Source organism: Clostridium sp. DFI.5.61, assembly GCF_024462915.1.
Classification (GTDB): Bacteria; Bacillota; Clostridia; order Oscillospirales; family Oscillospiraceae; genus Lawsonibacter; species Lawsonibacter asaccharolyticus.
The window spans coordinates 22,423-35,703 of the sequence record NZ_JANGBZ010000007.1 but is presented as its reverse complement, the minus strand read 5'-3'; the positions used below and the strand labels follow the sequence as shown (position 1 = coordinate 35,703).

The 13,281-nt window shown below is 62.4% G+C and carries 15 protein-coding genes and 1 pseudogene; 6 read left to right on the top strand and 10 right to left on the bottom strand.

Features of this window, described 5'->3' with window-relative positions; all coding sequences use genetic code 11:
• The first annotated feature begins 6 nt into the window (after positions 1-6).
• The 3 genes from NE584_RS05435 to NE584_RS05425 all read left to right on the top strand — a co-directional run bounded on the left by NE584_RS05435 (position 7) and on the right by NE584_RS05425 (position 3,654).
• Positions 7-1,776: a hypothetical protein gene (locus NE584_RS05435; RefSeq protein WP_108980671.1), complete on the top strand. Its 1,770-nt coding sequence runs from the start codon at positions 7-9 to the stop codon at positions 1,774-1,776.
• A 142-nt stretch (positions 1,777-1,918) separates the two neighbouring features.
• Positions 1,919-2,860 (top strand): AEC family transporter, encoded by a 942-nt coding sequence (locus NE584_RS05430; protein ID WP_108980670.1) that lies wholly within the window; start codon positions 1,919-1,921, stop codon positions 2,858-2,860.
• 251 nt (positions 2,861-3,111) lie between these two features.
• A complete protein-coding gene (locus NE584_RS05425; protein WP_050623623.1) occupies positions 3,112-3,654 on the top strand; it encodes a stage V sporulation T C-terminal domain-containing protein in 543 nt (180 codons plus the stop codon).
• A 63-nt stretch (positions 3,655-3,717) separates the two neighbouring features.
• Here the strand turns inward: NE584_RS05425 and NE584_RS05420 are convergent, their stop codons facing one another.
• From NE584_RS05420 to yabP, 8 genes and pseudogenes are all read right to left on the bottom strand, one after another.
• The gene (locus tag NE584_RS05420) at positions 3,718-4,185 is read right to left on the bottom strand and encodes a helix-turn-helix domain-containing protein (protein ID WP_187120334.1); all 468 of its coding nucleotides are present in this window, start codon (positions 4,183-4,185) and stop codon (positions 3,718-3,720) included.
• A gap of 83 nt (positions 4,186-4,268) precedes the next feature.
• The gene (locus NE584_RS05415; protein WP_108980669.1) at positions 4,269-5,219 is read right to left on the bottom strand and encodes a dipeptidase; all 951 of its coding nucleotides are present in this window, start codon (positions 5,217-5,219) and stop codon (positions 4,269-4,271) included.
• Between the two features lie 110 nt (positions 5,220-5,329).
• A complete protein-coding gene (raiA, locus tag NE584_RS05410) occupies positions 5,330-5,875 on the bottom strand; it encodes a ribosome-associated translation inhibitor RaiA (protein WP_050623621.1) in 546 nt (181 codons plus the stop codon).
• A 139-nt stretch (positions 5,876-6,014) separates the two neighbouring features.
• Positions 6,015-7,175 carry an amidohydrolase gene (locus NE584_RS05405; RefSeq protein ID WP_050623620.1) on the bottom strand — a complete coding sequence of 387 codons (1,161 nt, stop codon included), beginning with the start codon at positions 7,173-7,175 and terminating at the stop codon, positions 6,015-6,017.
• A gap of 203 nt (positions 7,176-7,378) precedes the next feature.
• A complete protein-coding gene (locus tag NE584_RS05400; RefSeq protein WP_050623619.1) occupies positions 7,379-7,822 on the bottom strand; it encodes a S1 RNA-binding domain-containing protein in 444 nt (147 codons plus the stop codon).
• A 55-nt stretch (positions 7,823-7,877) separates the two neighbouring features.
• Complete coding sequence (locus NE584_RS05395) at positions 7,878-8,153, bottom strand: septum formation initiator family protein (protein WP_050623618.1); 276 nt, start codon at positions 8,151-8,153, stop codon at positions 7,878-7,880.
• 235 nt (positions 8,154-8,388) lie between these two features.
• A pseudogene (yabQ, locus tag NE584_RS19820) lies at positions 8,389-8,646 on the bottom strand (spore cortex biosynthesis protein YabQ); the annotation flags it as partial.
• A 1-nt stretch (position 8,647) separates the two neighbouring features.
• Positions 8,648-8,935, bottom strand: coding sequence for a sporulation protein YabP (gene yabP, locus NE584_RS05390; protein WP_050623617.1), 288 nt, complete (start codon positions 8,933-8,935; stop codon positions 8,648-8,650).
• Positions 8,936-9,082: 147 nt separating this feature from the next.
• On the opposite strand from yabP, the gene NE584_RS05385 reads away from it, so the two are divergent.
• Positions 9,083-10,075 carry a biotin--[acetyl-CoA-carboxylase] ligase gene (locus tag NE584_RS05385; RefSeq protein WP_108980667.1) on the top strand — a complete coding sequence of 331 codons (993 nt, stop codon included), beginning with the start codon at positions 9,083-9,085 and terminating at the stop codon, positions 10,073-10,075.
• A 153-nt stretch (positions 10,076-10,228) separates the two neighbouring features.
• On the opposite strand, the gene NE584_RS05380 is transcribed toward NE584_RS05385, so the two are convergent.
• Positions 10,229-10,504 (bottom strand): hypothetical protein, encoded by a 276-nt coding sequence (locus NE584_RS05380; RefSeq protein WP_133248255.1) that lies wholly within the window; start codon positions 10,502-10,504, stop codon positions 10,229-10,231.
• Positions 10,505-10,627: 123 nt separating this feature from the next.
• On the opposite strand from NE584_RS05380, the gene NE584_RS05375 reads away from it, so the two are divergent.
• On the top strand, positions 10,628-10,819 hold the full coding sequence (locus tag NE584_RS05375) for a hypothetical protein (protein WP_050625315.1): 192 nt from the start codon (positions 10,628-10,630) through the stop codon (positions 10,817-10,819).
• 82 nt (positions 10,820-10,901) lie between these two features.
• Here NE584_RS05375 and NE584_RS05370 read toward each other — a convergent pair whose 3' ends face one another.
• On the bottom strand, positions 10,902-11,474 hold the full coding sequence (locus NE584_RS05370; protein WP_367981554.1) for a uracil-DNA glycosylase family protein: 573 nt from the start codon (positions 11,472-11,474) through the stop codon (positions 10,902-10,904).
• Positions 11,475-11,958: 484 nt separating this feature from the next.
• Between NE584_RS05370 and aspS the strand changes: the two genes are divergently transcribed.
• Complete coding sequence (aspS, locus tag NE584_RS05365) at positions 11,959-13,278, top strand: aspartate--tRNA(Asn) ligase (RefSeq protein WP_256182093.1); 1,320 nt, start codon at positions 11,959-11,961, stop codon at positions 13,276-13,278.
• The last annotated feature ends 3 nt before the right edge of the window (positions 13,279-13,281 follow it).

Below are 13,281 nucleotides of genomic sequence, written 5' to 3'. Positions count from 1 at the left end.
GAGACCATGAAACAGCCCCCACCCTCCACCCCCTTCTCCACTCCCCTCTCCGGCTCCGCCCGGCAGGCGGAGGCTCGCATCCGTAACCTGTTTCAGTGTGAGAAAAAGCGTCCGCCTCTCCCCCTCCTCTTTCTTGCCGCCCTGCTCATCCTCTCCTGCGGCTGGCTGGTCTCCTGCCGGAGCCAGCCCGCCGACCCCCTGGTGGTGATGGAGGTCCAGCACTACGACACCAACAGCAACTACCTGGAGATCCCCACTCTGGTCCTGCCGGACGGCCAGAAAGCCGACGAGGGGCTGACCTCCATTAACCGGGCCCTGTCCGGCCTGCGGGACAGCTACCTCCCGCTCCTGGAGGGCCCCCTTCCATCCGGTACGGATGGGTATGACAACTGTTGCCTGCTCTACCCCGCGGAGACCGACCGGTATCTGAACCTGCTCTTCTTTCAGACCTACTTTGTCAGCGATCTGAACACGGGCCATGTCCTCTCCCTGGTGTACGACAAGGAGGAGCGGCGGCAGGTGTCCCTGGAGGACGCCCTGGCACTGGCCGGGGTGACGGAGGAGGGGCTGTATCTGGCCCTGGCGGAGCAGTACGACCCGGAGCTGGCCCAGGAGGTCCCCGGGGCCGACCTCTGCATCCAGGACCCGGACCTGGAGGGCTTCCGCATGGGTGGGGACGGCCAGCCCCTCTTCTACCTCACCGCCCGCTCCGACGACCGGGAGGACAGCGCGGCGGACGCCGTCAGCGGGGCGGAGCACCTCTATATCTGGTCCGCTGGGACCTTCACCCGCTATAATCCGTACGACCTCCACCGCCTGCCCCCTCTGGTCCCGGCGGAGGAGTGCCTGGACCTGGACCCGCCCCTGTGGCGGCAATGGCACTTCGCGGACGAGAAGCCGGAGGGCGGCTTCACCTCCCCTGCCCTCCCCGTCTCCCCCGGCACGCCCCGCCCCCCGGCGCTCACGGAGGAGGCGGAGCAGATGGTGCTGGACTACTTCACCTCAGGCCGCTTCCGGCCGGTCTCAGGTCGGGCCTGGTTCCTGGGGGATGGGCTCTCCCCCCAGGCCGGCGACCTGGTGATCCAGGACATTCAGCCCGCCGCCCTCTATCCCACCTATGAGACCCTGTGCGGGATCTACCGCATCCGCTATCTGCTGTACGGCAGCGGGGACCGTCTGACCGATCCGCACGATTTGGAGGACTACCTCTTTTTTGATCTGGACCAGTCGAAAAACTTTCTTGGGGTGCGCACCGTCATGTCGGTGCCGGGCGGCCATCTCCTCACCGCCGCCCTGACGGATTCCTGGGAGGGCGTGCTGTCTGACGTGTACGCCGCTCTCTGGCGGGACGGCTTCCCCATGCCCGCCGGCCTCTGGTCCAGCGAGATCTCCTTTTACGGGGAGGACGACCGTCCCGTCCACACCGTCCTGAAGAGCTGGCGGGGCAGCGACTCCAGCGACAGCCTCCAGCTCGAGCAGCTGAGCTGGGAGGGCTTTACCTCCGTCACCTACTGCCAGCCGGAGTATGACCGCCGTTCAGTCTGGTATCTGGAGACCACTGACCCGGCCTTTTACACCGCCCGGGGCATCCGAGTGGGCTCCACCCGCGCGGAGGTGGAGAACGCCTACCCCACGCTCCAGGATCCCCCCTTCAACGGCCAGGAGTTTCCGGGCGTCTGGTACAGCTCCCAGGAGGGGCGCCTCAAGCCGGCCATTCTCTTTTTCTTTGAAGACGGCCTGGTCAGCCGCATCGCGGTGGATTTCAGGACCCACTGAGTACTGGCATGTCTGTTTTTCATAGATCCAGGAAAAATCTTCACGCTCCCGGCCCCGGTATCTCTGGACAGCCCTCCCCTTCTCTGATAAACTAGGCTTACAGAAAGAACGCCGGCCATCGGCCGGCCCGGGAGGGGTTCCTATGCAGCTAGACATCGGAATGGTATTTTCCAGCTTGATCGGCCTGTTTCTTCTCATGGGCGTGGGATGGGTCTCCGTAAAGACAAAGATCGTCCCCCCTGCCGCCTCCGCCCCCATGTCCAGCCTTTTGCTGAAGGTCACCCTGCCCTGCACCATCTTCTCCTCCCTGGCCACCCGGGAGTTTGACTCCGCCTTCCTGGTGGACGGGGTCATCATCATCGTCATCGGACTGGTCCTCTTCCCCCTGTACGCCGCCCTGTCCTGGGGCATCTCCAAGGTGCTGAAGGTACCGGCGGGCCGGCGGGGCATCTGGTCCTTCGGTGCCACCTTCTGCAACAACGGCTTTATGGGCTTCCCCGTGGCCCTGGCCCTGTTTGGCGAGGAGGGCCTGGCCCTGGCCGTCATGTTCGGCGTACCCTTCAACCTGCTGGTCTATACCCTGGGTGTGCGGATGGTGTGCGCTGACTGCGGCACCGACGCCCAGCCTGTCAATTTGGTCCGCACCCTGCTGAGCAACATCAACATCGCCCTTATCCTCAGCCTCATCTTCTATGTGGGGCAGATCCCCCTGCCGGAGGCCCTGATGACCCCCGTCACCCATCTGTCCAATGTGACCACACCCCTGTCCATGTTCGTCACTGGCATGGCTCTGGCCTCCGGCAAGGGGGCCGAGCTGTTCCGGGACAAGGACGCCTACACCGCCACCGGTATGCGGCTCATCGTTGTCCCCCTGCTCACCTGGGCGGTGATGTGCCTGCTCCCCCTGTCTAACCCGCTGATCGCCTCCATCGTCCTCATCACGGTGGCCATGCCCGCCCCCTCGGTCACCACCATTCTGGCGGAGACCTACAACGGCAACCGGGGCCTTGCCGCCAAGATCGTGTTCCTCACCAGTCTGTTCTGCATGATAACCCTGCCCCTAGTGGCCATGTTCCTCCTGTGATCCTGCTGTTCCCGTGCTGCCGTCCCAGGGGGACGGCAGCACTTTTTTCTCCATGGAGAGCCTCCGTCAAGGCGGAGGCCCTTCGGGTGTCTCTCATATCAAAGCAAAAAAGCCTCCTGCCGCAAGGCGCTCTCGCGCCGGATCTTACGACTCTGCCCGCAAAGTCCTTCCGCAAATTTTTGCATAGGCAACCAGATTTTGCGGATACTACTCTCTGTCTACAAAATGCAACCGCAGGAGGAATTTGATATATGAAAGCCACTGGAATCGTACGGCGCATCGATGACTTGGGCCGGGTGGTCATCCCCAAGGAGATCCGCCGCACGATGCGTATTCGGGAAGGTGACCCGCTGGAAATCTACACGGACCGGGACGGCGGGGTCATCTTCAAAAAGTATTCCCTCATGGGGGGCGTGTCCGAGTTCGCCGGCCAGCTGTGTGAGACCATCGGCCGCACCGCCGGCAAGATCGCAGTCATCACCGATCGGGACAACTGCGTGGCCGTCACCGGCGCCCCCAGGCGTGAGATCCAAGACAAGCAGATCTCCCCTGAGCTGGAGCGGCTGATGGAGGGCCGTCAGATCTATCAGCACAAGCCGGGAGCCGAGACCATTCCCCTCTGCGCCGACGGGACCGCGTTCCATGTGGGCACTGCCGCCCCCATCCTGTCCGAGGGCGATGTGCTGGGCTGCGTCATCTTTGCGGAGGACGGGGAGAGCCAGTCTCCCGACGAGATCGACTACAAGCTGGCCCAGGCGGCGGCCGCCTTCCTGGGAAAACACATGGAGAGCTGATCAGCTCCCGGATACAGCGAGGACGCAGGGCTCCCCCCTGCGTCCTCGCTATTCTCCCTACGCTCAGTCGTTTCCCCGGTCTTGGAGCATGGCCTCCACCTCGTGCCGGGGGCTGCGGCGGTCCCCTTCCCCACAGCGGTAGTAGGTGCCCCGATAGGGGTCGGAGCCCAGATACACCGGCCGCTGGCGGAAATCTGCCCTGGGCACAAAGATGGCCACCACCGTGTTCCGCCCGCTCCGCATCAGCCGCACGTCTTCCGTCCGGAGCACGTTGGCGCTGACCAGCTTGGGGTCCTGCACGATGGACCAGAACTCCTCCACCAGCTCCTCCGGGTCCAGGAGTGGCACCGAATACAGGGAGCCGTCCTTCGCCTCCGCCACCCCCAGCAGGATCACCCCGCCCAGGGTGTTAGCGAAAGCGGAGTAGGTCTCCCAGAGGCTGTGGGGCAGGCCGCCCTGGGCCCGCTTGGCCTCGATACGGTTGTCCTCCCGGTACTCTGACAAAAATTCCAGATCATCCAGCCCTTCCATCACTTCGCTCCTTTCTCTAGCGTGTCGGCACTCACGCCCTACAGAAGAAGTCCGCCCCCTCCGTGGAGGGAGGGGGCGTCTTGTTACGTCAAATGGGTCTGGAAAAAGCGGCTGGCGTTGCCGAACATGATCCCGTCGGCCAGTTCCTGGCCGATACCCCGGGACAGCAGATACTCATAGATCCCCGCCGCCTTGGCCGGGCTGTTCAGGTAGTCCGGCAAGTCGGCCCCGTCAAAGTCGGAGCCCAGGGCCAGGTTTTTGGCCGCCCCCAGCTCCAGGAAGTGGGACACATGGCGGTACAGGTCATCCAAGCTCTCCACCCTGCCCTCGTCCCGCAGGAATTTCACAAAGTAGTTCAGGCCGATCAGACAGTCCCGGTCCACCATCTCCCGAATCATCTCGTCTGTGAGGTTGCGTCTGTGGCCGCACACCGCCCTGGCGTTGGAATGGGTGGCCAGAAAGGGCTTTTGGGCCACCTCCAGCAGATCATAGAAGCCCGGGTCGTTGAGGTGAGACACGTCCACCAGGATGCCGCATCGCTCCAGCTCTGGGATCACCGCTTTTCCGAAGGCGGACAGCCCGTGGTCCGTGGTGTGGCCCGAGCCGATCTCATTCTCGCCGTTCCACACCAGCGTCACCGCCCGCACCCCCTGGTCTGCCAGCACCTGGACGCGGCTCAGGTCTCCGGCCAGCGCCGATCCGTTCTCGATGGTGAGAAAGGCCGCTGTCTGATTTCCGGCCCATGCCCGCTTCATGTCCGCATAGGTGCGGCAGGGGGCTGCCCGCTGAGAAAACTTCTTCATCTGGCGAAAAAAGTTCTCCCGGTTCTGCTCAAAATAGTCGATGGCCGCCTGTCCCCGATACTCATCGGGAATAAAGACCGCATAAAACTGAGCCCAGTGCACATCCTCCGGCATGGCGGACAGGGACAGCACCCGCTCCGGGTCGTCCAGCGTGTCCGGATTCCCCGCAGGGGTGGGCCGGCAGTCTGTCAGCGTGTCACAGTGCAGATCGATCAGCGCTTTGGGATTCATAAAGCCACTCCATTCTGTCCGGAGGGAAACTCCCCTCCCGTTTTGGATCACGGAAGAAGGGCCGGGCGGACTTCTGTCCGTCCGGCCCTTTCCGCTCTATTCAAGCTGGGTCAGGCCTCGTCTTCGATCAGGCCGTAATCTCCGTCATTGCGGCAGTAGACCACCGCGAAAGCACCGTCCGCATCCTCGTCCCGGAAAGCGAAGAAGCTGTGGCCCAGCAGATTCATCTGAAGGATGGCCTCGTCCCGGGTCATGGGCTTGATGGGAAAGCGCTTGCTGCGGACCAGGTTGTACTCCCCCTCCTCCGGCCCGTCGGGCACAAAAGTGGAGATCTCCTCATCCACGCTGCGCTCAAAAGCCCCCTGGCGCAGCCGCTTCTCCAGCCGGGTCTTATTTTTGCGGATCTGGCGCTCCAGCGTGGCCACAGCGGCGTCAATGGATGCGTGCATGTCGGAGGTGCTCTCCGACGCGCGGAAGATGGTGCCGCCAGACCGGATGGTGACCTCCACTCTGTTCCGGTCCCTCTCGATGCTGAATGTGACAGCTGCGGTGGCGTCCTCTTTAAAGAAACGGTCCAGCTTCCCCACCTTTTTCTCCGCGTACCGATGAATCACGGCGGGCAGGTTCACCTTTTTGTCCGTAAACACAAACTTCATAACATTCCGCTCCTTTCGCCCCGGAGGGCCAACTTCATCGGAGATCTGGCCTCCGATGAGTCAATTATACCACAGGCGTCAAAAAATTCTAGACTTTTTTGTGAATTTTTCTCAAGAGTTTCCCTCTTCTAACAGAACATCATTCCGTCACCCGCCGGCCGTCCACCACCACGGCGGAGACCCGGCTGAGCCAGTTGAGGGGATGGCCGCTCATCACCACCACGTCACCGTCCTTCCCCGGCGTCAGGGAGCCCACCCGGTGAGCCACTCCGCCGATCTCCGCCGCCCAGATGGTGATGGCCGCCAGGGCCGCATCCGCCGGCAGGCCGCCCTTCACTGCCATGGCGGCACACAGGGGCAGGTACTGGACCGGGGTCTCCGGGTGGTCGGTGCAGATAGCGATCTTCACCCCCGCCATCGCCAGCAGCACCGGGGTCTCCAGGCTCATGTTAGCCAGCTCCGGTTTGGAACGGTCCCCCAGGCAGGGGCCGGTGATGACCCGGGCCCCCTCCCGGGCCAGCTCGTTGGCGATGAGGTGGCCTTCCGTACCGTGGACGATGACATACTCCAGCCCGAACTCCTTGCAGATGCGGATGCCGGTGGCGATATCGTCCGCCCGGTGGGCGTGGATATGGACAGGCAGTTCTCGGCGGACCACAGGGAGCAGGGCCTCCAGCTTTGCGTCAAACTCCGGCTTCTCCTCGTCTGGGTCGGCAGCCGCCCGCTCCAGCTTGTCCCGGTACTCCACTGCCTTGGCCAGATTCTCCCGGATGACGGCAGCGGTGGCCATCCGGGTGATGGGTCCCTCATGCCGCTCGTGGTAGGTGAGCTTGGGGTTCTCTCCCAGCGCCAGCTTCATGGCCGCCGGGGCCTTGATGACCATGTCGTCCAGCCAGCGGCCGGCGGTCTTCATGGCTACGAACTGGCCGCTGATGGGATTGGCGCTGCCCGGACCGGTCAGGACCGTGGTCACTCCCGCCAGCCGCGCGTCCCGGAAGCAGCGGTCCATAGGGTTCACTCCGTCGATGGCCCGCAGGTGGGGGGTGCAGGGGTCGGTGGCCTCGTTGCCGTCGTCCCCCTCAAAGCCCATGGCGTCCCCGAACATCCCCAGGTGGCAGTGAGCGTCCACGAAGCCAGGCAGGATGTGCCCCCCCCGGGCATCCAGCGTCTCCCCCTTCCAGTCGGCGGGGCACTCCTCCATCGGTCCCACCTTCCAGATCTTTCCCTCCCGTATGGCTACAAACCCGTTGTCGATGGCCGGTCCGTCCATGGTGTGCACCGTTCCGTGAATGATCAGCATATATTGCTCCTTTCCGGCAATTCTTTAGTTGACATATTTGTAATTATATGGTATATTTGTCAGGCAGCTCAACCAAACTGGTTTTCTCTGCGAATCTGTTCCTGCATTTGCTGAACGCCCTTGGATGGAGATCCATCCGGGGGCGTTTTTGTATGCCGGGATAAAAAAGGACCGCGCAGGCAGCTGCGCGGTCCCGGTGCCTCTCACCGGCGGGAGCGGCGGGAGTTTCCCTTTTTTTCTATGTAGCGCAGCTCAGACAGCTTACTGTCAGAGGACTGCATAAACTGCTTCAGCCGGTCCTCAAAGTCAGTGGGCTCCTTGGGCGCGGCAGGCCGGGGCGCGAAGCCGCCAGGCCGCCCTCCCCCGGAACGGGGCCGTCCGCCCTGTCCGCCGCCGGCCGGGCGGGGAGGGGGCTCTGTCACCTTCTTGATGGACAAATTGATCCGGTTGTTCTGATCGATGCCGATGACTTTTACTTTGACTTCCTGCCCCTCCTTGAGGTGATCCGACACCTCGTTCACATAGGAATAAGCGATCTCAGAGATGTGGACCAAGCCGGATCTCCCTTCCGGCAGGGCCACAAAGGCACCGAATTTTGTGATTCCCGTAACCTTCCCATCCACAATGGACCCAACACCAAACTCCATAAGCGACTGATATATCCTCCTTGTAAATTTCCCCCTGAGGCCGTTTCCTGGGTGGTCAGTTGGCCACGTCGATGTAGAGGGTCTCCCCCGACTTCACATAGCCCTTGTCCCGGGCGACCGACTCCAGCATGTCAGGATCGTCACTGTTTTCGATGGCGTTGGCCAGCTGCTGGTTTTCCAGCTGCTGGGCGGCCACCTGCTGATTCAGCTCCTCCCGCTCCACCTGGATGGTCTGGATCTGCCCATGGAGATCCAGCAGGGCCGTGGCCATGTAGATCAGCAGGACCATCACCACGACCTTGGTCAAAAGACCGGCTCGCTTGAACCGCATGCGCACTCCCTCCCGTCTCCCGCCGCTCCCGTCTCCGGGCGGCGGCATCCAGCTCCTCAGTTATCTGATTTATTCTAAACCATTCCTGCGCAAAATGAAAGCTATTTTTTGCAAATTTTTTAGTTTTTTTCTGCAATTTTCCCGCCGCCGCCAGGGGGAGGGTAAGGATGCGCCACACCAGGGCCGCCGCATCTGCCAAAAAATAGCCGATTTTCAGCATCCAGGTACTGATGAGCCAGAAATAGAGCACCCCGCCCCCAAAGAGAAAGAAGATCCCGTACAGCCGGATCTCCCCCCGCCATGCCTGCTGAGACCAGACGAACAGCGCCACTGTCACAATGATCCAGAAGGACAGATCCAGCACCGCCCCCAGCAGGGGCAGGGCCACCCGGACCCGGAGGACACGGAACAGGTCATACAGCAGCCCCACCGCCAGCCCCAGCGCCGCCGCCTGGGCCAGGGCGGCGGCCTGCTGCGCCACCGAAATGGTCATGTCAGCGCAGCAGACGGGCGAAGAATCCGCCCCGCTCCCGGCTGTCGTCCTCATAGGATAGGGAATCGACCACGCCCTCCACCCGCAGGTCTCCCCCGTCCAGAGAGAGCTTCTCGATGTGCAGATCCTCCCCCCGGACCACCAGGGTCCCCTTCACTGTGGTCATGATGATGGTGTTTTCATCGAAGCTCTCCACCTCCTCCACGCCGGAGACGGACAGCTGTTCCCGCCCCTCCAGAATGACATGGTGTGCCCCCTCCATCCTGGGCATGTTCTCTTCATACGCCATTGCGTTCACCCTTTCTCGTTTTTCCCATTTATATGGGACAGGACCTGGGGTTATGCCTGTCTGCCAGCCTCAGTTGACACCACCCAGCCCCCACGGGTATAATAAAGACCACAAGTTCTGATTGCCGATTTAAAGGAGGGCCCTGCCTTGAGCCGAGAAACCGTTCTGTCCCTGCTGCTGGCGCACCCGGGGGAATATCTGTCCGGGGCGGCCATGAGCCGTACACTGGGCGTCAGCCGCGCCGCCGTGTGGAAGGCCATCGAGGCTCTCCGCCAGGAGGGATATGAGATCACCTCCGCCCCCAACCGGGGCTACCGCCTGGAGTCCGCCCCCGACCGGGTGCGGGAGGGGGAGCTGTCCGGCCACCTGGCCGGCTGTCTGGTGGGGAGCCGCCTGCTCTGTCTGGACACCATCGACTCCACCAACACGGAGGCCAAGCGCCAGGCTATGGCGGGCGCGCCGGAGGGCCTGGTGGTGCTGGCGGAGGAGCAGACCGGCGGCCGGGGCCGGCTGGGCCGCTCCTTCCAGTCCCCCCGGGGCTGCGGGCTGTATCTGACCGCCCTTCTCCGCCCCCAGCTCCCCCCCATAGAGGTGGTGGACTTCACCGCCTGGGTGGCAGTGGCTGTATGCGATGGCATCCAGGCCGCCTGCGGCGTCCGCCCCAGGATCAAGTGGACCAACGACATCGTGCTGGAAGGGAAAAAGCTGTGCGGTATTCTCACCGAGATGGGGCTGGAGAACGAGATCAACGCCCTCCAGTATCTGGTCACCGGCATTGGCGTGAATGTCAACCAGCGCCCCGAGGACTTCAGCCCCGACGTGCGGCCCATCGCAGCCTCCCTCTTCAATGTCCTGGGCCGCCCGGTGCGCCGCTCCGAGCTGGCGGTCCAGATCATCCGGGCTCTGGACCGGATGTACTCCGCCTTTCCCCAGGGCAAGGCGGACTATCTGGCCCGGTACCGGGCCGACTGCCTCACGCCGGGCAATCGGGTACAGCTCATCACCCCCGCCTCCCGCACCGAGGCCACCGCTCTGTCCATCGACGACGAGTTCCGTCTGGTGGTGGAGTACGATGACGGCCGCCGGGAGGCCCTCTCCGCGGGAGAGGTGTCCGTCCGCGGGATGTACGGATATGTGTAACAAAATCAGTCAAGCGGGGGGCCCCCCCCGGCGGGGTATCTCCGCCCTTTGCGTGATCCTTGAGGTGCAGGGTCCGATAGGGGGCATCGGGCCCTGCATGGCGGGCATTTCTCCTGGTTTTGGTGTAGGGCGGATTCGGGGGTATTGAAACGCTCAGGCAGGGTCCTGGGCGTTTTCAGCATTTCGGCTGTCCATCATCTCCTGCAGGTGGCGGAAAAATTCCTCTGGAGGCATGATGGATTTAAAGCGGCGGTAGAAGGCCACGCCGAACCCCATGGACAGGAAAAGACTGACCTCTTTGTTCTCCTCGGTATTCGGGAGCATCTTGACGGCGGACAGGATGGTGGAGCCCAAAATGTCCACGATCTCCCCCGCCTCCTCCATTGTGGCGGGTCGTTTCAGATATGTTTGGAATTCTTCCAATGTCATAACACTCACCTCAACTCCTAACATACCAAAAACAATTAGAAAAAACAAGTTGTAATTTTGATTATATTAAACATCAAAAGAACAAAATATAATTTCCTCATAGAATAGTGAGGAGAAAGTGCAATGGCCTTTACGATAAAACCAACAAAGAGGAAAAAGGAATCCGTAAACCGTTCTATTTATTTGAGCAAAGAAGTCCATGACAAGGTGTTGAAAATTGCGGCAGAGAACGACACCAGCTTCAGCAACGTGGTGGTCAGCATGATCGAATACTGCCTGAAGGAGCAGGAGTCAGAGCAGGAAAGAGAGACATAAAACAGCGGGCGCCGGGATCTCCGGCGCCCGCTCCAGCTTTTGGAAAAACCTCGCAGAGTCCGCGCCCACCGGCGGGGCGTTCTCAATAGGTGTGGGTGCACAGCTCCTGGATCTTGGCCTGGAGCTTTTTCAGGTCCTCAAAGGTCTCGGGCCTGCGCCGGGGGTCCCGGAGGATGGCGGCGGGGTGGAACAGGGCCATCATCTGGACGCCGGACTTCTCGAACCACTGGCCGTGCTCCTTGGTGATTTTGAAATCCTCCTTGATGATGCGCATGGCGGCGATGCGGCCCAGACATACGATGATCTTGGGGCGGATCAGGGCCGCCTGATTGCGGAGATAGCCGATGCAGGCATCCTGCTCCGTATTCAGGGGGTCCCGGTTCTGAGGCGGACGGCACTTGACGATGTTGGCAATGTAGACGTTCTTATGCCGGTCCAGGTCGATGAGCTCCAGCATGTCGTCCAGCAGCTTGCCCCCCCGGCCCACAAAGGGCTCGCCCTGAAGGTCCTCGTTCTCGCCGGGGCCCTCACCGATGAACATGACCTCGGCGTCCCGGGGGCCTACGCCGAACACCACATTGGTGCGTTTATCCGCCAGGGCGCACTTCTGACAGGAGAGGCACTGGGCCTCCAGCTCGTTCCAATTCAGCATCATGAAAAACCTCACTCCAAATGATCCGGGTCCGGGGGCGCGGCCCCCTCCTTTGTGCCAGTCTAGCATAAAATTTCCTCGTGTGCAACCAAAAATCGGACACGGATTCTGTATAAAATGACCATTGACAGGGAAAAGTGAAGAAGCGTATAATCCGACCATAAAAAATCCATATGGTAAAAGCGCTGATGAAGACCGCGCTCCAAGGCGTCCAACAGAGAGACCGGGTCACCGACTGAAAGCCTGGTTGGGAAAGACGGAGCTGCGCAACACTTCTGAGCTGGCGGTTCGAACCGGAGAGATCCGGCTGAGGGCCGCACGTATTCCCCACGTTAGCGGGGCTCGAAAGAGGTTCCTTGTTGGAGGAGCAACGCGGGTGGCACCGCGGAATGATTTGAAATTCCGTCCCGGGTCGTATCATTTTTAGATACGGCCCGGGATTTTTGCGTTCCTCCGGAAAGATCGATCAGGAAAGGATGAGATCAGCATGAAGTATGTCACGGAAACAAAGCACGTCCCCCTGGGGTTCGGGGAAATCGCGGGAGGAGCGCTGGACGGGCAGGCCGTCACCCTGAAGGGGGCGGTCCACAGCCTGCGGGCCATGGGCGGGATCACCTTCCTTGCCCTGCGGGTGCGGGACGGGGCGGTCCAGTGCGTGTGCCGGCCGGAGGAGCTGCCGGAGGGGCTGTGTGAGGAGTGTGCCGCGGTGGTCACCGGGACGGTGCGGCGGGAGGAACGGGCCCCCGGGGGCCGGGAGCTGGCGGCGGAGGAGGTGCGGGTGCTGTCCCGGCCCGCCGCGCCCATGCCGGTGGCCGTCTCCAAGCGGCGGCTGAGGCTGAACCTGGACACGGAGCTGTCCCTGAGGCCCCTTGTGCTGCGCAGCCTGCGCACCCGCTCCGTCTTCAAGGTGCAGGAGGGAATCAGCCGGGCCTTCCGGGAGTACCTCACCGCCCAGGGCTTCACCGAGATCCACACCCCCAAGATCGTCCACGCCGGGGCCGAGGGGGGCAGCAACATCTTCCGGCTGGACTACTTCGGGCGCAAGGCATTTCTCGCCCAGTCCCCCCAGTTCTATAAGCAGACTATGGTGGGCTCCTTCCAGCGGGTCTTTGAGATCGGCCCCGTCTTCCGGGCGGAGAAGCACTCCACCCCCCGGCACCTGAATGAGTACACCGGCCTGGACCTGGAGATGGGCTTCATCGACTCCTTCTACGATGTGATGGAGGTGGAGGCCGGGTTTTTGAAATACTGCATGGAGCTGCTGGCGCGGGAGTACAGCGAGGACCTGAAGCGGCTGGAGGCGGAGCTGCCCCGGGTGGACCGTATCCCCTGCGTGCGGTTCGATGAGGCCAAGCGGCTGGCCGCGGAGAAGTATGGCCGCCCTATCCGGGACCCCTTTGACCTGGAGCCGGAGGAGGAGGCCAACATCGGACGCTATTTCCAGGAGGAGTATGGAGCGGACTTTGTCTTTGTCACCCACTACCCCAGCAAGAAGCGCCCCTTCTACGCCATGGACGACCCGGAGGACCCCCGCTGCACCCTGTCCTTCGACCTGCTGTTCCGGGGGATGGAGGTGACCACCGGCGGCCAGCGGGTCCACGACTACCAGGCCCAGGTGGCCAAGATGGAGGCCCGGGGGATGCACCCGGAGGAGTTCCGGGACTTCCTCACCATCCACCAGCACGGCATGCCGCCCCACGGCGGCCTGGGCATCGGCCTGGAGCGGCTGACCATGAAGCTGTGCGGCCTGGAGAACGTGCGGGAGGCCAGCCTGTTCCCCCGGGACCAGAGCCGCCTGGAGCCGTGAGTT